Here is an 18,015-nt window from a genome sequence, read left to right as displayed (position 1 = left end):
CCCCAAATGTCAGCCGATCATGGCCTGCCGGTCATAGGCGCTGGTGCGCGCCGACTGTTCCTCGGCGACGCGGCGCGCCTCGCGAACGTCCAGCTTTTCGGCCTTCTGCAACTCGGCTTCGGCGTCCATCAGGGCCGCCTCTGCGGCATCCTTTTGCGACTGCAGGTCCCTGATCGAGTTGAACAGATTGTCGCGCCGGGTGCGCGCCGCCTTGGCAAAAGTCGGATAGGCGAAGTGATCGACATCGGTGATGCCGCTCTTCTTCTCCTCGTTCTGGATCTGGACGTCCAGTTCGCCGGCCATGCGCTCGAATTCGGCAATCATGGTTTCGAGCTGGTTCACCTGGCGATGCTTCTCGGTCACCTGGAACTGTTTGACCCTGATCAGGCTGTCTTTCGGCTTCATTACTCAATACTCCAACCATAAAGCCGGGCAGGGCCCGGTGACGCGGGACGCAGCCGCCAATCCCGCTCACAGATACGGGATTGGTAACACTTCGTTTACGTCCTGCATTAATGATAGGCGCTAACCTTTAAGGGCGGGTAAACCGACCCGCCGCCCAAGGCGGCAATGGTGCCGACATCGGTTTGTGGAATCCAATGATTGGGTTACCGGGAATTCCTGACAGATTGATTCAGGTTCCCGACGCAAAAAATGTGTGAAAATCAATCATTTCGAGGCGGTGATTAATCTGCTGAGTGATCTTGCATTTCCGGAACAGGTTTTGTTAACCATTTCGATGCAGGGTGATTTGCGCGATTGTGGGCAAGCCGGGACGGGCCACCGCACGCTTTCGAACTCGTCAAGGGGATAAAAATGCGTGTTTTGCTGATCGAGGACGACAGTGCGATCGCACAAAGCATCGAGCTGATGCTCAAGTCCGAGAGCTTCAATGTCTACACCACCGATCTGGGCGAAGAGGGCGTCGACCTCGGCAAGCTCTACGATTACGACATCATCCTTCTGGACCTGAACCTGCCGGACATGTCGGGCTATGAAGTGCTGCGCACGCTGCGCCTGTCGAAGGTCAAGACGCCGATCCTCATCCTGTCGGGCATGGCGGGCATCGAGGACAAGGTGCGGGGCCTGGGCTTCGGCGCCGACGATTACATGACCAAGCCGTTCCACAAGGACGAACTGGTCGCGCGCATCCACGCCATCGTGCGCCGATCGAAGGGCCATGCCCAGTCGGTGATCACCACGGGCGACCTCGTCGTCAATCTGGACGCCAAGACCGTGGAGGTCGGCGGGCAGCGGGTGCACCTGACCGGCAAGGAATACCAGATGCTGGAGCTGCTCTCGCTGCGCAAGGGCACAACGCTCACCAAGGAAATGTTCCTCAACCACCTTTATGGCGGTATGGACGAGCCGGAACTGAAGATCATCGACGTCTTCATCTGCAAGCTGCGCAAGAAGCTCGATGCGGCGTCCGGCGGCGTCAACTATATCGAGACCGTGTGGGGTCGCGGCTATGTGCTGCGCGATCCCGAGCCCGCCCAGATGGCCGAAACCGGCTGACAGGCGGTTTTCTCCCGACCAACAAAAAAGCCCGGCCATGCGCCGGGCTTTTTGATGTTCGCAATCGCATGGCTCTCAGGCGGCGGCGGCCGTCACCTGTTCGAAACGCGACAGAAGCTGTGCCCGGTCGAACGGCTTGAGCAGATAGTCGTCGGCGCCGGCGCGCTTGGCCTTGGTCATGCACACAAGGTCCATCTCGATCATGGCAACGATGACAACCGGTACGGCGCCGCCTTCCATCTGGCGCAGCGCGCGGATGAACTCGACCAGTTCCATGTCGGCCGGGTCGGCCTCCACGATGATCGTGTCGGGCATCTGCGCGTCGCACATGGCCAGCGCCTCCGCGGCCGTTTCGGCTTCGATGATGGATCGGTCGTCAGCGCCAAGAATGCGCTTGGAGACCTTGCGGACGACGGCCGATTTCTCAACGATCATGCAGCGTGACATTGTCACCCCCGACTCGTGTTGTTCGGGGACGGTTCTATCACCGCCGGTTTGCCATCGGCTTAAGCGCCGTGGTTTACGCCGGCATAACGCAACCGGTAAAATCCGGCGCAATCGCCGATCGGAGCCTATCGCGCCGTATAGGTGATGGCGTCGTCGCTCATCTCGGCGGTAACGGTCATGCCCGCCTCGTTGGCCAGCAGCAGCGTGTAGTAGAATTGCACGGAATGGGCATCGATCGGCTCGTCGTCGAACCGGCCGTCGAGGAAATCGGCGAATTTCTGCGGAATGCGCATCAGCTTGCCGGCCGCGCGCAGCGTGATGACGGGCCTGTCGTCGCCGGTCTGCATGGCGCAGTCGAGCGTACCGCCGCGCGGGATCGAGCCATTGGCGACAAGGATGAGGTTGAGCACCAGCTTGACCTGGTTCTTGGGCAGCAACGCCCGCTCGGCGGTCCAGGTGAAGTCGGCCTTTTCGCCCTTCATGAAGGCCAACGCGACAGCCTGCGCGTCTCCGGTATCGATCTCGACGCCCGCCGAGCCGGCCGCGCCGAAGGCGATGCGGGCGAATTGCAGGCGTGCCGAGGCGTTGACCGCGCTGGTGCGGATCAGGTCCATGGCGTCCTCGTCGGCGCCGCCATCGTCGAGCAGTTCAAGACCGTTGTTGATCGCGCCGACCGGCGAGATGATGTCGTGACAGACACGGCTGCACAGGAGCGAAGCCAGTTCCGATGGCGCAAGGTCTTTGAGTTGGTGCATTTTACGATCCGGAATTTCTTGAAGGAATCATGGCCCCGCCCCCGGGACGGAGGTTAGCGGGCAGGCTGGGTAGGGGCAATGGTGCGGGCGGCAACCGCAGGCATTGCTTAACAAGGGGTTGCTTAACAAAGCGGAAACCAGAATTCCCTAAAGTTTGAGCAATGAGCGGCCGCGCCAAGGGCGCGCCCGAATTGGCGGTCACGCTGGTCGTGACGTCAACCAATTGCCAGGAGGTCATCCATGAACGCGATCGCAACCCGGTGGGCATCCGCCGAAGAGACGATGCGTCGCCTTGCCATGACGGTGCTGGGCGCGCTGGCCGTTGCCGCGGCGCTGATCTTCGCCGCACCGGCGCATGCGCAAAATGCCCAGGCGCAGCCGAGCCCCTACGGTCTCGAAGAGGTGGTGGCGGCGGGCCACGGCTTCTTCGGTTCGACATCGGGCGCCATCGCCACGGCGATCGAGCGCGCCTTTTCCATGTACGGCCTGCCCAACGGCTACATTCTGGGCCAGGAAGCCGGCGGCGCGTTCGTCGGCGGGCTGACCTATGGCGAAGGCACGCTCTACACCAAGAATGCCGGCGACCACAGCGTCTTCTGGCAGGGACCGTCGCTGGGCTGGGATTTCGGCGGCGAGGGCGCGCGCACGATGATGCTCGTCTATCACCTGCCGTCGGTCGACAATCTTCAGGGCCGCTATGGCGGCGTCGCCGGCTCGGCCTATCTGGTCGCCGGCGTTGGCATGCACGTGCTCAAGCGCAACAATGTGCTGCTGGTGCCTGTGCGCACCGGTGTCGGCGCCCGGCTCGGCGTGTCTGTGGGCTATCTGAAGCTGACCAACCGACCGACCTGGAACCCGTTCTGACAGCGAGGCCCTGACGGGGTACGCCCTGTCGATCGGCGCCACGCTGGATTGTCGCGCCGATCCGTGGCAGACCGGCCCGCAGCAATCGGCACGCGGGTGAGACTGGTCCCTTGATCGAAGCGGCTCTTTACATCGCAACAGGGTTTCTGGCGGCCGTTCTGGCGGCCATGATCGTTGCTCCGGCGATCTGGCGCCGCGCCGTCTATCTGACCCGCAAGCGCATCGAGGCGTCCGTGCCGCTGACGGTCAGCGAGTTGCAGGCGGACAAGGACCGTCTGCGCGCCGAACACGCCGTCGCCGAAAAGAAGCTCGACGTGGCGCTGCGCAAGCAGCGCGACCTCTCGACACGGCAGGCCGCCGAGATCAGCGACATGAAGGCCACCTTGAAGGACAGGGACGCGTCGATTGCCGAGCGCGATGCGACGATCGGCGATCTGACCGGGCAGCTGGACGCAACGCGCGAGGAACTTGGCCGCACCCGGGCCGATCTGGAGGCGACGCGGCTCGAACTGAACACCACCAATGCGGCGCTCAGCGCGCGCGCGGCCGAACTGGAAAGCACGGCGCGCCTGCGGGCCGAAGCGGAAAAGCAGGCCGCCGCAGCCGCCCAGGCCCTTGCCGATCAGCAGACACGCTATGGCGCGCTGGAAGACCGTCTGGGGGAGACCCGCGAAAAGCTGCGCACCCAGCAAGGCAAGGCGCGCGACAGCCGCGCCGAAGCGCGCCAGACCGCCGAACTGCTGAAAACCGAGCGCGCCAAGTCGGCCGAGATGGACACCCGGCTCGAACGCGCCATCGCGCGCGCCTCCGATCTGGAAGACAAGCTTGCGCGTCGCGAAAAAGAAATTGCCCGGCTGCGCGACGCGCAGGCAGGCGAGGAGGCGGACCTCCAGGAGCTTGAACAGCGCGCGCTCGACGCCGAGCAGGAACGCGCCGCGCTCGAGGAGGAACTGGGCGACCTGACGGTGCGCGTCGCACGCATCACCAAGCAGTTGGACGGTCAGGAGCCGGAGGCGGTGATCGGCGCGCGCGATGTGAAGATCGCGCAGCTCGAAGCGGATCTGAAATCCGAACGCAAGCGCGTCAAGGCGCTGACCGAGCAGTTGGAAAAGCACGAAGCGACCTCCGCCGATGAGGGCGAAGCCGCGCTGCGCGACGAAATCGGCGCGCTGGCCGCCGAGATCGTCCATATGGCATCGCTGCTCGAGGGCGAGGGCTCGCCGATCCCCGATCTTGTCGCCGAAGCCGACGATGGCGCGCCGCAGGGCACGGTCAGCCTCGCCGCGCGCGTGCGGGCATTGCAGGCCAAGGCACGGCGCGGAACGGGCGCCCCGCCGCCCGTTGGCGAGAACGGCAAGGCGGCGGAAACGGACGCGGTGTCATCCTGACGCCGGTCCGGTGCGCGCATTGCGCACATGATGCAGGACCAGTGCCGCGCTTGTCGCCACATTGAGGCTGTCGAACCCGTTGGCCATGGCGATGCGCAATGTCTGCGTCCGGTCCATGACGCGATCGGGCAGGCCCGGTCCTTCCGTTCCCAGGACAAGCGCCGCCTTTGCGGGCGGTTCCCAATGCTCGAGTGCCGCATCGCCGCGGGGCGACAGGCCGGCCAGGGCGAAGCCGTTTGTCTCAAGCCAGTCGAGCATTGCGTCGGCATGGCCGAAACGATGCCATGGCACGGTCAGCACGGCGCCGACCGAGACGCGCAGCGCCTTGCGGTAGAGCGGGTCGCAGCTTTGCGCGTCCATCAGCACCGCATCGGCGCCAAGCGCCGCCGCGTTGCGGAAGATCGCGCCCATATTGTCGTGGTTGGCGATTTCCGACAGGGCAACCACCGTTCGCCAGCGCCGCGCAGTGTCCGGTGCGGCATCGGCATCGTCGCGCCGAAGACCGACCGCCAGAACGCCGCGATGCATCGGAAAACCGGCAATGGCGTCGATGACGTCGGACGATGCGACATAGACGCGCGTTTTCGCCGGCAGCATGCCGAGAATGTCCGCCACGCCGGCAAACCGGTTTTCGAGGATCAGGGCGCTTTCGATGCCGAAACGCCGTTGCCCCGCCAGGACGCGCAGCACGCTCGTCCCCTCGGCGATGAAGCGCTTCTGATGGCGCACCAGGTCCCGCTCGCGGATGCCGCGATAGGCCGCGATGCGCGGATCGTCCGGATCCACGATCTGTAGCGGTCTTCTTGCGTCCGTCATGGGGTGCGGTCGGCACCATGCATGAGAAGATCGTCCACCACGCTGCCCGACACACCGTTCGAGAGGGGCGTGAAGTCGCCATGGTCGAGCATGGCGCGGGTGGCATCGATCATCAGCTTGTGCGTGGCGCGCGCCATTGCAGAACCGATCGACACGCGCCTCACGCCGGCTTCGGCGAATTGTTGCAGGCTCACCGATGTGAAGGAGCCGGCGGCCAGCGCGTTGAACGGTTTCGTCACCGAGGCGACGATGCGCCGGAGCGCGGCCATGTCCGGCGGCAGCGGCGCGTAGAGAAGATCCGCACCGGCCCCTTCGAACGCGCGCAGACGGCGGATTGCCTCTTCGGTGTCGTAGTGACCGTTCATGATGCCGTCGGCGCGGGCGCAGAAGACGAACGGCCGGCCGAGTGCCCGCGCGGCGGCGCAAGCAGCGCGCACCCGTTCGATGGCGAGGTCAAACGGATAGGGCGGGTTGCCGCCGACCATCTGCGTGTCCTCGATCGAACAGCCCGAAAGCCCGGCTTCGCCGGCAAGCCGCACCGTTTCGGCAACGCCATCGGGATCGTCGGCAAAGCCGTTCTCGAAATCGCCCGAGACCGGCAGGGGCGTTGCCGCGATCAGGTCCTGGGCATGGGCGAGCGCCTCGTCGCGGGTCACCCGGCCCCCGTCCGGCTTGCCGAGCGTGAAGGCGTGGCCGGCGCTGGTCGTCGCCAGGGCCCTGGCGCCGCAGGCGGCCATGAGCCGCGCGGAGCCCACGTCCCACGGATTGGGAATGATGAAGCAGCCCGATGCGTGCAGGGCTTCGAAACCGGCATGCCGTTCGGCCAGTGCGTTCATGGCATCAATCCTCCATTGCGCGGGCCGCATCGGCCATCTGTTTGAGCACCTTGCGCAGATCGCCCGCGCGCTGCAGCGGCTCAGGGTAGAAGATTCGCGCCCGTTCGTCGCCATCGCCCAGATCCATGCCTTCTGAATCGATGGTCAGCAACTGCCAGCCGCCGGGTCTTTTGCGCGCCAGCTTCTGCGCGTAGAGCGCGATGGCCTCGGCATGGTCGGCATTCATGTGGACGACCGCGCCATGCTCCAGCGCGGCGATGCCCTCGAGATCGCCGGCCAGCGCCAGATCGGCCGCGCCCAACTCATAGGCCTTGCCGAACCCGCCATTGAGGCTTGCCGAATGCACATTCAGCCGGAAGAAGGCGAAATCGCCGAAATCGGCATAGAGCGCGGCCTTGGGGTGGCGCGCCAGATGCCGGCGCCGGATTCGGCCATGGTCATCCGTGCCGCGCGCGACCCGCGCACCGACCGTGCGCAGCGTGATGCGCGGATGGGCCAGCGGGTCGCCCTTGCCCGGCTCGCCGATCAGAAGCGCGCTTTCCGGCACGGTTTCGAGCGCGCCCAGATGCGGCGACAGGGCGGAGACCAGAATCACCGGCGTGCCGTCGAAATCGGTGGAAAGCTGCACGCGGCTGACACCGGGAAAAGCGCCGCCGCCCGACGGATGGACGGCCAGCGCACCGTGCCGTGCCGTCGCAATCAGGGTCTTGGCGAGGCGGATCGCCTCGTCGTCGGTCTCGCGCAGCACGCTTTTCTTTTCCGCTTCGGCCATCACATCCCGCCGCTTGCCTGTTGAGAACGCCGTCCAATGCGTGGCACGGCGCGCGCCCGTGGTCTATCCCTTCTGGCGACCGGCAGGCAAAGCGACGAAACGGTGCGGCGATGGCCAAGCTCTATTTCCACTATTCGGCAATGAACGCCGGCAAGTCGACCATGCTGCTGCAGGCCTCGCACAATTATCGCGAACGGCATATGACGACGCTCCTGTTCACGGCGCGGCTCGACGACCGGGCGGGTGAGGGGCGGATCGCCTCGCGGATCGGGCTGGGCGACGAGGCACTGACCTTTGCGCCCGATGACGATCTGTTCGCCATCGTGCGCGACCACGCCGAAAACGCGCCGGTGCATTGCGTCTTCGTCGACGAGGCGCAGTTTCTCACCGAAGACCAGGTCTGGCAGCTGGCGCGGATCGCCGACCGGCTGGGCGTACCGGTCATGGCGTACGGCCTGCGCACGGACTTTCAGGGCAAGCTGTTTCCCGGCTCGCTGGCGCTTCTGGCGATCGCAGACGATCTGCGAGAGGTGCGCACCATCTGCCGGTGCGGGCGCAAGGCGTCGATGGTGGTGCGGCTCGGGCCGGACGGCAAGGTTGTGCGGGAAGGCGATCAGGTCGCCATCGGCGGCAATGACCGCTACGTGTCGCTGTGCCGGCGCCACTGGGAGGAAGAGATGGGCCGCATCGACGCCGAGGACATGATCGGCTTTACCGCGCGGTGATCGTGCCCCGCGCTTGACGCAAGGCCGACTTTCAATTGTCATCACACCAACTTATATGCGGCGTGAAGTCGCTCAGAGGGGTTGGTCCATGGCAAGCTTGCAGAATTTCGATTCCGAGATCGAACGCACAAAACAGGCGGTCGAGCAGATGCAGACGCGGATCGAGCAGTCGAGCGACGTGCTCGACCGGTTCGCCAAGGCGGACGCGGCCATCGGCGACGCCGATTTCGACATCGAAAACGCCCGCATCCAGGACGTGCTCAAGCAGCAATCGGTGATGGAAGCCAACATTGCCGACCTGATCATCGGGCTCGAGGACGCGACCAACGTGTTCGGCCAGGAATTTGAGTCGATGAAGTCGTACACGACCTGGGAGAGCATTGTCGGCATGTTCTCCAAGCAGCGCATGCAGCGGATGCGCTCGGAGCGGGTGCGCAACATGTCGCTGGCCGGCAATCTGCAGGAGCTTCTGACCAAGTCGGACACGATCGTCGGCATTCTCGACGGCCAGCGCACCATCCTCGACGAGCGCTATGGTTCGTCCGAAGCGAGCCTCCGGCAGGTGATCGACCGGCGCACGGGCACGATGGAACAGCTCGAAAAGACGCAGGAGCGGATCGAGGAACTGAACCCGATGCTGCTCGACATCGAAAACCAGATCGCCGCCTCGACCAACCAGAAGGAACGGTCCGAACTGGAAGGCAAGCGGTCCGAACTTGCGACCGAATACAATGAAATGCAGGCGCGCGAGCAGACGCTGCTCGCCGAGAGCCAGACGCTGGAACGCTACACCTCCATGTTCCAGACGTTCGTCGACTCGCTCAACAATCAGAAGGCGGCGCAGTCGACGCTGATCAACAAGCTGACCATCGACACCGAACAGCGCATCGTCCTCTACAAGGCGCTCGAGGATTCGCTGAAGACCGCCGCCCAGCAGGATGTCGCCCACAAGATCAACACGCTGGGTAGCCAGGTGGACACGGCTGCCGAAACGACGATGGCCGGCATCGGCGCGGCGGCGCAGAGCCACATCGGCGACCTTCTGGAAATGCATGAAGGCAACATGGCGGCGACACAGGACATTCAGCGCCGCAAGAAGCTGGCGGACGACGCGTTCGCGCGGCGGTTCGAAGAGGTGCTGAAAAAGCACAACGCCGCCAACTATGTTCAGCCGTAAGGCTGGGGGAGGGCGCCGGTGAGCCGGGCCACCCACGCCGCCGCCAGTCCGGTCCTGCGCTATTTCAGTTCGATCGGGGCCGCGCTCGACGGGCTGGACGTGTTCCTGCGCGACGACAATTCGCCGCTTTATCAGCATGAACTGGTGGCGCGCACCGTCGTGCCTTATTTGGCGCGGCTCGCCGCCTCGTTCGACAGCTGGCGCAACCGGCTCGATTTTTCCGACAAGTTCCGCATTTCGCGCGCCGACAGCGGATTTCCGGTCTATCAGAACGTGCTTGAGCTGGAAAAGGACCGGCGCTCGGCGGAAAGCCGGCTCGACGCCATTCCCGATCCCGAGACGCTGCGTGCCGACATGGCCGACTTCATCCTGCGTCACAAGGCGTTCCCGAAGGAATTGCAGGACCGGCTCGCCGAGCGGCTCTATCTGGAAACGATAAGGGACGGCTCCTTCTTCACGCCGTTCGTATTGCCCGAGACGATCAAGGTCTCGGTGAACCCGAAGACGGGCCGGCCCTTCTATGTCACCCATTGGGGCGTCTTCGACGGGTCGGCGACCCTGCCGATGATCTATTCGGTGGTGGTCGAGGATTCGACGCCCGACATGGTGCAGACCCTGGTCGGCAAGGACGGCAAGCTGAACCGGGACGTGGACATCCCGCTGCCGGTGGGCGGGCTTCTGAACCCGGCGCTGGCACGCGCCTTCGACCAGTGGGCCGAGGCCAATTCGGCCTTTTCGCTGACGCCGGCGACGGTCGCCGCCAACATGGACGAGCAGTTCGAGACGCTGCATCCCAAGCAGCTCCGGCGCATCGTGCTGGGGCCGTTCTACTCGGCGGGCATCACGCAGAACAATGACACGGTCTCGGCGATCCTGGACGAGGTCGGCGAAGCGGAAAATGCCTGGCTTTTGAGCTGGACGATCCAGGACATCTATTCGAAGCACGAGCGGCCCGGCCGCAAGGGGCTGTGGTCATCGTCGCCGCCGCGCGAGGAATTCCACATCGAGACCGACGATCTGGAAGCCGCACGCATGGGGGTTTCCTCGTTCGAAAAGCATGCGCTGATCCCGCACGAGGCCTATCAGGCGCTCTATGCGGCGGGCCAGACCGATGCGGTCTTTGCCGGATACAAAACGCACATCGTCTCCGGCGGGCACGTGATTTCCGATGTTTGAGATGATGACTGGCCACACCCTCGCCCTTCGAGGCTCGCCCCATCCCCTCATCCTGAGGTGCGAGCTTGGCGAGCCTCGAAGGGGCAGGGGATGGTTGCTCGCACCTCAGGATGAGGGTGTGGAATAGGAGCGTTCCCAATGGACACCGGCCTGACGCAGATCGACGAAAAGGACATCGAGAAGCACCGCGCCACGGCGCAGTCGCTGGTCACGCGGTTCGTCGTCATGGAACGCACCGACGGGCGCTCTTCCACGCAACTGGCCGGGACGGGACGCCGGTTCGTCTCGACGGTTTCGACCGGCGGTACGCGGCGTACCCGCGAGGTGGAACTGGCCAGGCAGATCGGCGCGATCCGCGCCGACGACCAGATGCTCTCGCCGGCGCAGCATGGTCTTTTGTATCGCGCGCGGCGCGGCGCGGCGATCGCGCTGGCCGTCTCGGACATGTTCGCCCGGCAGACCGATCTCGAGAGCCTGAAGGCACGCAATGCCACTGCGCCTTTGGAAGGCGATGACGCCAACCGGTTTCGGGCGCTGCTGGGCGCCTCGGCCTATGTGTCGGCCTTCGCGTTCGCCGCCTATCTGCTCGCCATGCTCGAAACCGACACCGAGCCGGGCGAAGACCTGTCCGAGCCGGACTATGATTTCGACACGCCGCAGGATGCGGTCAAATCCGTGCTGGCCGGACTGGCCGCGGCCATCGAGGGCGCGCCCGACGATGTCGCGATGGGCCAGCGGGCCAAGGCGTTCGCGCGCGTCACCGTCGAGGGGCTGTTGCAGCGCAAGGGACGGTTCGAGGCGCTCGGCGCCTTCGAGGACAGCCATGTGCGCATCGAAAAGGACGATTTCACGCTCGACGGGTTCGACGTGGCGCCCGGCGCTCGCCGCAAGCCGCTGACTATGACCTTCAAGAAGCCCGAGGAGATCATCGGCAACCACATCGCCAAGTATCAGGCGATGAAGCTGGCCAAGATGCTGGTATGCCACGATTTCCAGCGCGGGCTGAACCCGTTCGTCGAACTGGGCGGGTTCCTGTTCACCTTCATCGGCGACGGTGCGCCGGGGACGGGCAAGACGATCATGATCCAGATGATCGCCGGGCTGGTCAACGATTACTGCCAGGTCGCCGGCTATCCGTTCCATTACGAGAATTTCGGCGTCGACCAGATTTCGTCCTATCAGGGCAAGTCGGGTCAGAACTGCAAGCAGTTCGTCTCCAACGTGCTCGATCCCAAGGCGATCGGCTTCGGCACAATCGACGATATCGACCAGGTGGCGGCGCGCCGCTCCGACGACCGTGCGTCGGCCGGCCAGCAGGAGGTGACGGCGGTCCTGATGGAGAGCTTTGCCGGCGCGATGACGGTGGTGCGCGGCAATTGCTCGTTCGGCATGTTTTCCAACTACCCCGAGAACGTCGATGATGCGCTGCGCCAGCGGGCCGGTGCGCGCTGGCTGGTCGACGGGCCGCAGACGCGCAACGACTATATCGACATCTTCCACCTGCTCGCCGGAAAGAACCATGCCATTCCGCTGGGCGATCACGAGCTGTACGCCGACCAGCAGATCCGCGACGCTGTCCGGGCGGCCTATGAGGGCCACGACCGGCCGGCCGAGGACGGGCTGATGACCATCTACGACCGGTTCATCGAGACCCATGGGGCGCCCAAGACCATCGCCGACATCGGCACCTATCTGCACATGATCAAGGAGGCCGAGCCGCGCTTCACCGGCCGGGCGATCAAGAACGTCACCGATGCGATCAAGATGCGCGCGATGGACATCGAACTGCCCGACGCATGGTTCGAAACGCCCGAGACCTTCCTGCACAAGTCCTACGACGAGAAGCTGGCGATGATTTCCGAACTGCGCGAGCCGTTCACCATCGGCATGGTGATGCAGGAGATCAACCGCTACGCCGATTCCGAGTTCCGCTATTCGGACAAGGCCGACGATGCGGCGGTCGCCGAGATCATCCGCCGCCAGCGCCAGACCGAACGCGCCGCCCGCGAGATCACCGAGCGGAAGGAGAAGGGGATTTGGGAGGGGTGAGGCGGTACCATCTTGTGATTGGTTGCTCGTGCACATAAACTCTAGCCACAATGGCCAGAATGGAGGTCAGTCATGGACGAGATCGGAATTCTCGACGCGCGCAACAATCTCAGCGCGCTTGTCGAGCGCGTCGAGAAGGGTGACGAGGTGATCATTACCCGTCACGGAAAGCCGGTGGTCAAGATGGTTGCGGTCGAGCCCGCAGACGAAGAAGAGCGCCGCAGACGGGCGCGAGAGGCGATCAAGGCGATCCGCGAAATGCGCAAGGAGGTCAAACCGCTTGGCGACATCACGATCAAGGAACTGATCGAAGAGGGCCGCAGGTATTGAGCGTCGTCGTGGATTGTTCGGTCACGCTGTCCTGGTATCTGGACGACGAGACGGAACCGCTTTCGATCCTCATCGAGGACCATGTGGCTGAACATGGCGCGGTCATTCCCTTCCATTGGCACGCCGAAATGGCCAATGGCCTGCTTATGGCGGTGCGGCGTGGACGCATTGCCTACGGGTTCATTCGGCGTGCGTTTGCCCAGTTCGAAGAGTTGACAATCGTCATCGACGATGAAAGTCGGCATGCTGCAAAGGACGCCGCGATATCGCTGGGCCAGGAGCATCGATTGTCGGTCTATGACGCGCTCTATCTGGAAACTGCGATGCGTCGCGGACTGCCCTTGGCGACCTTCGACAAGGCGCTTCAAAGGGCGGCCCAAGTCGCTGGCGTGCCGATTTTCCAATCGGCAAACCCGTGACATTTCCGAGCGCGACGGCCCTGCTCATCAGCGCGTTGTTATCGGGCTGACCTACCCCAGAATCTCCCGCTCGGCCGCCTGCGCGATCAGGCCGGACCGGGTCATCTTGCGCTTGGACGCTTCGGCGTCGATGGCGTCCAGCAGCCCCTTGTTCAGGGTGATGTTCACGCGCGTCGTCTTGTTGGTGTTGGCGATATGCGGGACGGCAATCAGATAGGCGCCAGCGGCGAGTTCACTGGCAATGCCGGGATCGGCGGTCAGCGCCTCGAGGTCGCGCGAGTGCGGCGCTTCCGGCACATCATCGAGATAAAGTTCGATGGCTTCCATCGCATTGGGAATAATGTCGTCCTGCGTGTCGGCGGCGGAAAAGCAGCCGGGCAGGTCCGGGAAGCTGATCCCGTAGGCGCTTTCCGCATCCTTGTGCACCAATGCGAAGTAATGGGTCATCTGTTTTGGTCCTTCAGCCAACCCGCCTGTTTGGCAATCGCGCGCGCCGTACCCTTGGGCAAATCCTTCTTCGGATGTGGCACGACAAGCATCACCGAGCCTTTGCGGAACTTGTGGTGCGACCCGCGAACCGCTACCAGTTCAAAGCCTTCCTTTTCGAGGCGGGCGATGATCTTGCGTGAATTGGTTTCCAGCACGGGGCGCCTCGTTCGTGCACACTTATATACACACTTTTGGGTCCCTTTCCAAGCACCGCTGCCATGAAACGCCTTTATGAAAACGCGCTGATCTATGGCCGGCTGTTCACGGTCGACCGGCCGCATCTGGTCGAGCGCTACAACAAGGCGCTTGAGGCCTTCCGCCTGCCGCCGACAAAGCTCGACCGCTTCGACATCGACCGCACCGGCTTTTCGCCGCAGGTGGCCGAGGAACTGGGCGATTTCGACTATCTGGACCCGGCGGGCATCAACCGGCGCTTCATCATCCTGACACCGGGGCAGGCGAGCCTGCCGGTCGTCCACACGCGCTTTTCCAACACCGGCGGGCTGATGCACGAATTCTACACCGCCAATGCCCGCGCCATCCACGCGCTGACGATCAAGGACGTCATCTATGGCGAGATCGAAGACAATGTGTCGGCGATCGAGGACATCGAGGACCTGCTGTCGATCGAGCAGGTGCAGTTCAAGGTCCTGTCGGCGGAGAACGTTCTTGCCAAGGCGGCCGAGCTGCGCACCCTCGTTGACCGGCTGAAGACCGAGCCCGACGCCTGGCGCGACGATGCGATGCTCGAACAGATGGTGACGCTCGCCCAGACAACCGGCGACATCCGCTCGAACCGGCTGGTGCCCGACCAGGTCGTCTTCCGCCATTCGGCCTTCTGGACATCGCATTTCGGCGGCACCTACGTGTTTGTCGACGACAAGATGACGACCGTGATCTGCGATGCCGACGCGCCGGGTTTTCGGCGGTCCCGTCCCTGGCAGGTTAGCTATCTGGACATTGGCGACCATCGGCGGGTGTTCGATTTCCTGTCGCGTTCGGGCCGGATCGACCTGCCGAGCGCGTCCTGGCTGGAGGGTGGCGGCTTCATCGATCACCGCGCCGATCTGGCACTCAAGGGGCTGGTGCATGCCATTGATCCCGATGCCGATCTGACCGCCGCTGACCCTGTCTGGCTGCAGACCTTCGTGTCGCGCAACGCCGGGCCGATCCGCGAGGACGGCACCTATCCGTTCCTCAATTCCGCCCGGCGGGAACTGGCGCGCACCGGCCGCATCGACATTCGCGACGTGCCGCACGCACTTCGCTTCCAGATCGTCCGGGGCAAGCCCGACCATCACGATGCCTGGCTGACCAACCGTCTGATCAGCGAATACGTGCCGCGCGATTTCGTGACGCGGTACGTCTTCAACAAGCAGCGCTTCTACGCCGAGTACGAAAGATGGGACGACGGTTTTCGCGGCTTCGTTGTGGAGACGCTGAAAAACACCTATCTGACGGACAAGGCCGGCCTGCGCGCCCGGCTGTTCGGACTTGATTGATTGATCTGAGGAGCCCAGCCGATGCTTGATCCCATCATCGCCTTCTTCCGGCGCATCTTCGAGGCGATCGGCCATGGCATCGGCGTCGCCATCGGCTGGCTCTTGTGGCCGTTCCTTGCCTTCTGGGCGTGGCTCGGCGGGCGCGGCTGGATCATCAAGATCCCGGTTTTCGCCATCCTGCTGGGCCTGATCGCCGGCTATGGCTATCTGTTCTACATCACCCAGTTCTGGCGCGGCGACGATCCCAACTATGTCGCCAGCTACAACTATTCCGAGATCACCACCGCCGCCGGCGAACAGTTGCCCGACGGCACGTGCCAACCTTCGGCCATGGTGCAGATGACGGCGGACCTGATCGACCGCAACGTCAACCAGGATATCTGGGTGCCGTCCAATCCGCTGCACAAGGCGGGTTTTTTCTTCGTTGCCGACTGGAAGGACACGCCGTTCTTCGACAACAAGGCGGCGTTCCAGCTCGGCACCAACCAGGCGATCCGGCGCACGGCGGTGGAACTGGTCGACCGGCTGGGGCGCGTGCGCGGCACATCGTCGGTCAACCAGAACCTTCAGGAAGCGCGCGAAGCGGCCAACTACCGCGAGGATGCGTGGATATTCACCTTCAGCCCGCCCTTCCTGCAGCCCTCGACGCAGGCCAAGCTGCGTGAGGCACGACAGGAACTGCTTGCCTTCAACGCCGAGCTCTCGGCCTGTGAGGCCGATTTCGATGTGCGCGCCGACAACCTCCTGCAATTCATCGATCGTGTGACCGCCGATATCGGCTCGACCTCGGAAATCCTGCAGCGGCGCATGGAGGCGGCGAGCTTTTTCGGCTTCGACCGCCGCGCCGACGACCGCTTCTGGTTCACCTATGGCCAGCTCTACGCCTATTACGGCATCCTGTCGGCGGCGAGTGTCGACTTTCAGGACGTGTTCACCCAGCGCAACCTGACGAGCCTTTGGGCGCGCATCGACGAGCAGATGAGCGATGCGCTGCAGGTGCGGCCGCCCTTTGTCGCCAATGGCAGCGCGTCGAGCCTGGTCAAATCGCATCTGGAATCGATCGGTTTCGATCTGCTGCGCGTCCGCTCGAACCTGGTCGAGATGCGCGACGTTCTGGACCGGTAGGACTTCGCTGCGTTCTGCACCAGCCGGCTTGACCCCCACCCTTCATCCCTCCCCACAAGGGGGAGGGAAGCCCTCTGCATCGGTGCCTCGTTGCTGTCGCCGTGCGAGGCGCCGACGCTGCAGAGCGAACTGGCATGTTTGTTCCCTCCCTGCCCCTGGTGGGGAGGGATGAAGGGTGGGGGTCGTTTGAACCAGACCCGGCACAGCGCTTGCGTGTCGCAATTCGCCTAACGCGTGGCTCTATTGCGATTGCGGTGGCCCCTCACTCGGTGGTCAATGGCCGGGCGCGGGCATGGCTGCCCAGCCGACACCGAGTGGGGGAGCCCGATGGCCGAATTCAAGACCGATATCGAAATCGCGCGCGCGGCGGCGAAGAAACCGATCCAGGAGATCGGCGCGAAACTGGGCATACCGTCCGACGATCTTCTGCCCTACGGCCATGACAAGGCGAAGGTTTCGGCCGAGTTCATCAAGTCCGTTCAGGGCAATGAGACCGGCAAGCTGGTGCTCGTCACCGCGATCAACCCGACGCCGGCCGGCGAGGGCAAGACGACGACCACGGTCGGGCTTGGCGACGGGTTGAACCGCATCGGCAAGAAGACCGCCATCTGTATCCGCGAAGCGTCGCTCGGCCCCTGTTTCGGCGTCAAGGGCGGCGCGGCCGGCGGCGGCTATGCCCAGGTCGTGCCGATGGAGGACATGAACCTGCATTTTACCGGCGATTTTCATGCGATCACCTCGGCGCACAATCTGCTCGCCGCGCTGGTGGACAACCACATCTATTGGGGCAATGCGCTCGACATCGACATGCGCCGCGTCGTCTGGCGGCGGGTCGTCGACATGAACGACCGGGCGCTGCGCGAGATGGTATTGTCACTCGGCGGTGTCGCAAACGGCTTTCCGCGCGAGGGCGGGTTCGACATCACGGTGGCGTCCGAGGTGATGGCGATCCTGTGCCTTGCCACCGACATCGCCGATCTCGAAGAGCGGCTTGGCCGGATCATTGTCGGCTACCGGCGCGACAAGTCGGCGGTCTATTGCCGCGACCTGAAGGCCGAGGGCGCGATGACGGTGCTGCTCAAGGACGCGATCCAGCCCAACCTGGTGCAGACGCTCGAAAACAATCCCGCCTTCGTGCATGGCGGCCCGTTCGCCAACATCGCCCATGGCTGCAACTCGATCATGGCGACCACGACGGCTCTCAAGGTCGCCGACTATGTGGTGACCGAAGCGGGCTTCGGCGCCGATCTGGGCGCCGAGAAGTTCTTCGACATCAAGTGCCGCAAGGCGGGGCTTTCGCCCGACGCGGTGGTGATCGTCGCGACGGTCAGGGCGCTGAAGATGAATGGCGGCATCGCCAAGGAGGATCTGGGCGCGGAGAATGTCGAGGCGGTCGAAAAGGGCTGCGCCAATCTGGGCCGGCATATCGAAAATGTCCGCCAGTTCGGCGTGCCCGCCGTGGTCGCCATCAACCATTTCCATTCGGACACCGATGCCGAGATCGCGGTGATCACCGACTATGCCGAGCGGATGGGATCGGAAGCCATCGTCTGCCGCCACTGGGCGGAGGGCTCGGCGGGCATCGAGGCGCTGGCCACCCGCGTGGCCGAACTGGCCGAAGCGGGCG

The 18,015-nt window shown here is 64.0% G+C and carries 19 protein-coding genes and 1 pseudogene; 12 read left to right on the top strand and 8 right to left on the bottom strand.

Annotation, left to right across the window (positions count from 1 at the left end):
* Positions 1-9: 9 nt before the first annotated feature.
* The gene (locus DEM25_RS15920) at positions 10-405 is read right to left on the bottom strand and encodes a flagellar export protein FliJ (RefSeq protein ID WP_109767563.1); all 396 of its coding nucleotides are present in this window, start codon (positions 403-405) and stop codon (positions 10-12) included.
* Positions 406-816: 411 nt separating this feature from the next.
* Between DEM25_RS15920 and ctrA the strand changes: the two genes are divergently transcribed.
* A complete protein-coding gene (gene ctrA / locus DEM25_RS15915) occupies positions 817-1,518 on the top strand; it encodes a response regulator transcription factor CtrA (RefSeq protein ID WP_109767562.1) in 702 nt (233 codons plus the stop codon).
* Between the two features lie 75 nt (positions 1,519-1,593).
* Here ctrA and DEM25_RS15910 read toward each other — a convergent pair whose 3' ends face one another.
* Together DEM25_RS15910 and chpT are read right to left on the bottom strand one after the other, a co-directional pair.
* Positions 1,594-1,953 (bottom strand): response regulator, encoded by a 360-nt coding sequence (locus tag DEM25_RS15910; protein WP_158585291.1) that lies wholly within the window; start codon positions 1,951-1,953, stop codon positions 1,594-1,596.
* A 137-nt stretch (positions 1,954-2,090) separates the two neighbouring features.
* The gene (chpT, locus tag DEM25_RS15905) at positions 2,091-2,720 is read right to left on the bottom strand and encodes a histidine phosphotransferase ChpT (RefSeq protein WP_109767560.1); all 630 of its coding nucleotides are present in this window, start codon (positions 2,718-2,720) and stop codon (positions 2,091-2,093) included.
* Positions 2,721-3,002: 282 nt separating this feature from the next.
* Between chpT and DEM25_RS15900 the strand changes: the two genes are divergently transcribed.
* Together DEM25_RS15900 and DEM25_RS15895 are read left to right on the top strand one after the other, a co-directional pair.
* Positions 3,003-3,584 (top strand): DUF1134 domain-containing protein, encoded by a 582-nt coding sequence (locus tag DEM25_RS15900; RefSeq protein ID WP_109767591.1) that lies wholly within the window; start codon positions 3,003-3,005, stop codon positions 3,582-3,584.
* Between the two features lie 110 nt (positions 3,585-3,694).
* A complete protein-coding gene (locus DEM25_RS15895; RefSeq protein WP_109767558.1) occupies positions 3,695-4,972 on the top strand; it encodes a coiled-coil domain-containing protein in 1,278 nt (425 codons plus the stop codon).
* Here DEM25_RS15895 and DEM25_RS15890 read toward each other — a convergent pair.
* The 3 genes from DEM25_RS15890 to DEM25_RS15880 are packed head-to-tail and all read right to left on the bottom strand — an operon-like array spanning position 4,964 to position 7,396.
* Positions 4,964-5,788: a TrmH family RNA methyltransferase gene (locus DEM25_RS15890; protein WP_109767557.1), complete on the bottom strand. Its 825-nt coding sequence runs from the start codon at positions 5,786-5,788 to the stop codon at positions 4,964-4,966. The genes DEM25_RS15895 and DEM25_RS15890 overlap by 9 nt on opposite strands.
* Complete coding sequence (locus DEM25_RS15885; protein ID WP_109767556.1) at positions 5,785-6,624, bottom strand: isocitrate lyase/PEP mutase family protein; 840 nt, start codon at positions 6,622-6,624, stop codon at positions 5,785-5,787. The genes DEM25_RS15890 and DEM25_RS15885 overlap by 4 nt, the downstream gene beginning before the upstream one ends.
* A gap of 4 nt (positions 6,625-6,628) precedes the next feature.
* Positions 6,629-7,396 carry a HugZ family pyridoxamine 5'-phosphate oxidase gene (locus DEM25_RS15880; RefSeq protein WP_109767555.1) on the bottom strand — a complete coding sequence of 256 codons (768 nt, stop codon included), beginning with the start codon at positions 7,394-7,396 and terminating at the stop codon, positions 6,629-6,631.
* A gap of 110 nt (positions 7,397-7,506) precedes the next feature.
* Here DEM25_RS15880 and DEM25_RS15875 point away from each other — a divergent pair, with 110 nt between their 5' ends.
* The 6 genes from DEM25_RS15875 to DEM25_RS15850 all read left to right on the top strand — a co-directional run bounded on the left by DEM25_RS15875 (position 7,507) and on the right by DEM25_RS15850 (position 13,272).
* Positions 7,507-8,121 (top strand): thymidine kinase, encoded by a 615-nt coding sequence (locus DEM25_RS15875; RefSeq protein ID WP_109767554.1) that lies wholly within the window; start codon positions 7,507-7,509, stop codon positions 8,119-8,121.
* An 88-nt stretch (positions 8,122-8,209) separates the two neighbouring features.
* The gene (locus tag DEM25_RS15870) at positions 8,210-9,298 is read left to right on the top strand and encodes a coiled-coil domain-containing protein (RefSeq protein WP_109767553.1); all 1,089 of its coding nucleotides are present in this window, start codon (positions 8,210-8,212) and stop codon (positions 9,296-9,298) included.
* A gap of 18 nt (positions 9,299-9,316) precedes the next feature.
* Complete coding sequence (locus tag DEM25_RS15865; RefSeq protein ID WP_109767552.1) at positions 9,317-10,474, top strand: hypothetical protein; 1,158 nt, start codon at positions 9,317-9,319, stop codon at positions 10,472-10,474.
* A gap of 138 nt (positions 10,475-10,612) precedes the next feature.
* The gene (locus tag DEM25_RS15860) at positions 10,613-12,523 is read left to right on the top strand and encodes an AAA family ATPase (protein WP_109767551.1); all 1,911 of its coding nucleotides are present in this window, start codon (positions 10,613-10,615) and stop codon (positions 12,521-12,523) included.
* A 72-nt stretch (positions 12,524-12,595) separates the two neighbouring features.
* Entirely contained in the window at positions 12,596-12,853 is a 258-nt protein-coding gene (locus DEM25_RS15855) for a type II toxin-antitoxin system Phd/YefM family antitoxin (RefSeq protein WP_109767550.1), read from the top strand.
* Positions 12,850-13,272, top strand: coding sequence for a type II toxin-antitoxin system VapC family toxin (locus DEM25_RS15850; protein WP_109767549.1), 423 nt, complete (start codon positions 12,850-12,852; stop codon positions 13,270-13,272). The genes DEM25_RS15855 and DEM25_RS15850 overlap by 4 nt, the downstream gene beginning before the upstream one ends.
* A gap of 51 nt (positions 13,273-13,323) precedes the next feature.
* Here DEM25_RS15850 and DEM25_RS15845 read toward each other — a convergent pair whose 3' ends face one another.
* Both DEM25_RS15845 and DEM25_RS15840 read right to left on the bottom strand, forming a co-directional pair.
* Positions 13,324-13,719, bottom strand: a complete 396-nt coding sequence (locus DEM25_RS15845; protein ID WP_109767548.1) for a type II toxin-antitoxin system HicB family antitoxin — start codon at positions 13,717-13,719, stop codon at positions 13,324-13,326.
* Positions 13,716-13,913, bottom strand: a complete 198-nt coding sequence (locus DEM25_RS15840; protein ID WP_109767590.1) for a type II toxin-antitoxin system HicA family toxin — start codon at positions 13,911-13,913, stop codon at positions 13,716-13,718. Before DEM25_RS15840 ends, DEM25_RS15845 begins: the two co-directional genes overlap by 4 nt.
* Positions 13,914-13,979: 66 nt before the next feature.
* Between DEM25_RS15840 and DEM25_RS15835 the strand changes: the two genes are divergently transcribed.
* The 3 genes and pseudogenes from DEM25_RS15835 to DEM25_RS15825 all read left to right on the top strand — a co-directional run.
* A complete protein-coding gene (locus tag DEM25_RS15835) occupies positions 13,980-15,263 on the top strand; it encodes a DUF6638 family protein (RefSeq protein WP_109767589.1) in 1,284 nt (427 codons plus the stop codon).
* Positions 15,264-15,284: 21 nt separating this feature from the next.
* Complete coding sequence (locus DEM25_RS15830) at positions 15,285-16,388, top strand: DUF2333 family protein (RefSeq protein ID WP_109767547.1); 1,104 nt, start codon at positions 15,285-15,287, stop codon at positions 16,386-16,388.
* A 327-nt stretch (positions 16,389-16,715) separates the two neighbouring features.
* A pseudogene (locus DEM25_RS15825) lies at positions 16,716-18,014 on the top strand (formate--tetrahydrofolate ligase); the annotation flags it as partial.
* Position 18,015: the final 1 nt, after the last annotated feature.

The sequence above is a fragment of the Oceaniradius stylonematis genome (assembly GCF_003149475.2).
Taxonomy (GTDB): domain Bacteria; phylum Pseudomonadota; class Alphaproteobacteria; order Rhizobiales; family Rhizobiaceae; genus Roseitalea; species Roseitalea stylonematis.
The sequence above is the reverse complement of the archived record's forward strand: the minus strand, read 5'-3'. Positions and strand labels throughout refer to the sequence as shown.

Bases quoted from the DNA above. Each gene is read 5' to 3' on its own strand.
- DEM25_RS15920 (WP_109767563.1), bottom strand. From the start codon at position 405: ATGAAGCCGAAAGACAGCCTGATCAGGGTCAAACAGTTCCAGGTGACC.
- ctrA (WP_109767562.1), top strand. From the start codon at position 817: ATGCGTGTTTTGCTGATCGAGGACGACAGTGCGATCGCACAAAGCATC.
- DEM25_RS15910 (WP_158585291.1), bottom strand. From the start codon at position 1,953: ATGATCGTTGAGAAATCGGCCGTCGTCCGCAAGGTCTCCAAGCGCATT.
- chpT (WP_109767560.1), bottom strand. From the start codon at position 2,720: ATGCACCAACTCAAAGACCTTGCGCCATCGGAACTGGCTTCGCTCCTG.
- DEM25_RS15900 (WP_109767591.1), top strand. From the start codon at position 3,003: ATGCGTCGCCTTGCCATGACGGTGCTGGGCGCGCTGGCCGTTGCCGCG.
- DEM25_RS15890 (WP_109767557.1), bottom strand. From the start codon at position 5,788: ATGACGGACGCAAGAAGACCGCTACAGATCGTGGATCCGGACGATCCG.
- DEM25_RS15885 (WP_109767556.1), bottom strand. From the start codon at position 6,624: ATGAACGCACTGGCCGAACGGCATGCCGGTTTCGAAGCCCTGCACGCA.
- DEM25_RS15880 (WP_109767555.1), bottom strand. From the start codon at position 7,396: ATGGCCGAAGCGGAAAAGAAAAGCGTGCTGCGCGAGACCGACGACGAG.
- DEM25_RS15875 (WP_109767554.1), top strand. From the start codon at position 7,507: ATGGCCAAGCTCTATTTCCACTATTCGGCAATGAACGCCGGCAAGTCG.
- DEM25_RS15870 (WP_109767553.1), top strand. From the start codon at position 8,210: ATGGCAAGCTTGCAGAATTTCGATTCCGAGATCGAACGCACAAAACAG.
- DEM25_RS15860 (WP_109767551.1), top strand. From the start codon at position 10,613: ATGGACACCGGCCTGACGCAGATCGACGAAAAGGACATCGAGAAGCAC.
- DEM25_RS15855 (WP_109767550.1), top strand. From the start codon at position 12,596: ATGGACGAGATCGGAATTCTCGACGCGCGCAACAATCTCAGCGCGCTT.
- DEM25_RS15845 (WP_109767548.1), bottom strand. From the start codon at position 13,719: ATGACCCATTACTTCGCATTGGTGCACAAGGATGCGGAAAGCGCCTAC.
- DEM25_RS15835 (WP_109767589.1), top strand. From the start codon at position 13,980: ATGAAACGCCTTTATGAAAACGCGCTGATCTATGGCCGGCTGTTCACG.
- DEM25_RS15830 (WP_109767547.1), top strand. From the start codon at position 15,285: ATGCTTGATCCCATCATCGCCTTCTTCCGGCGCATCTTCGAGGCGATC.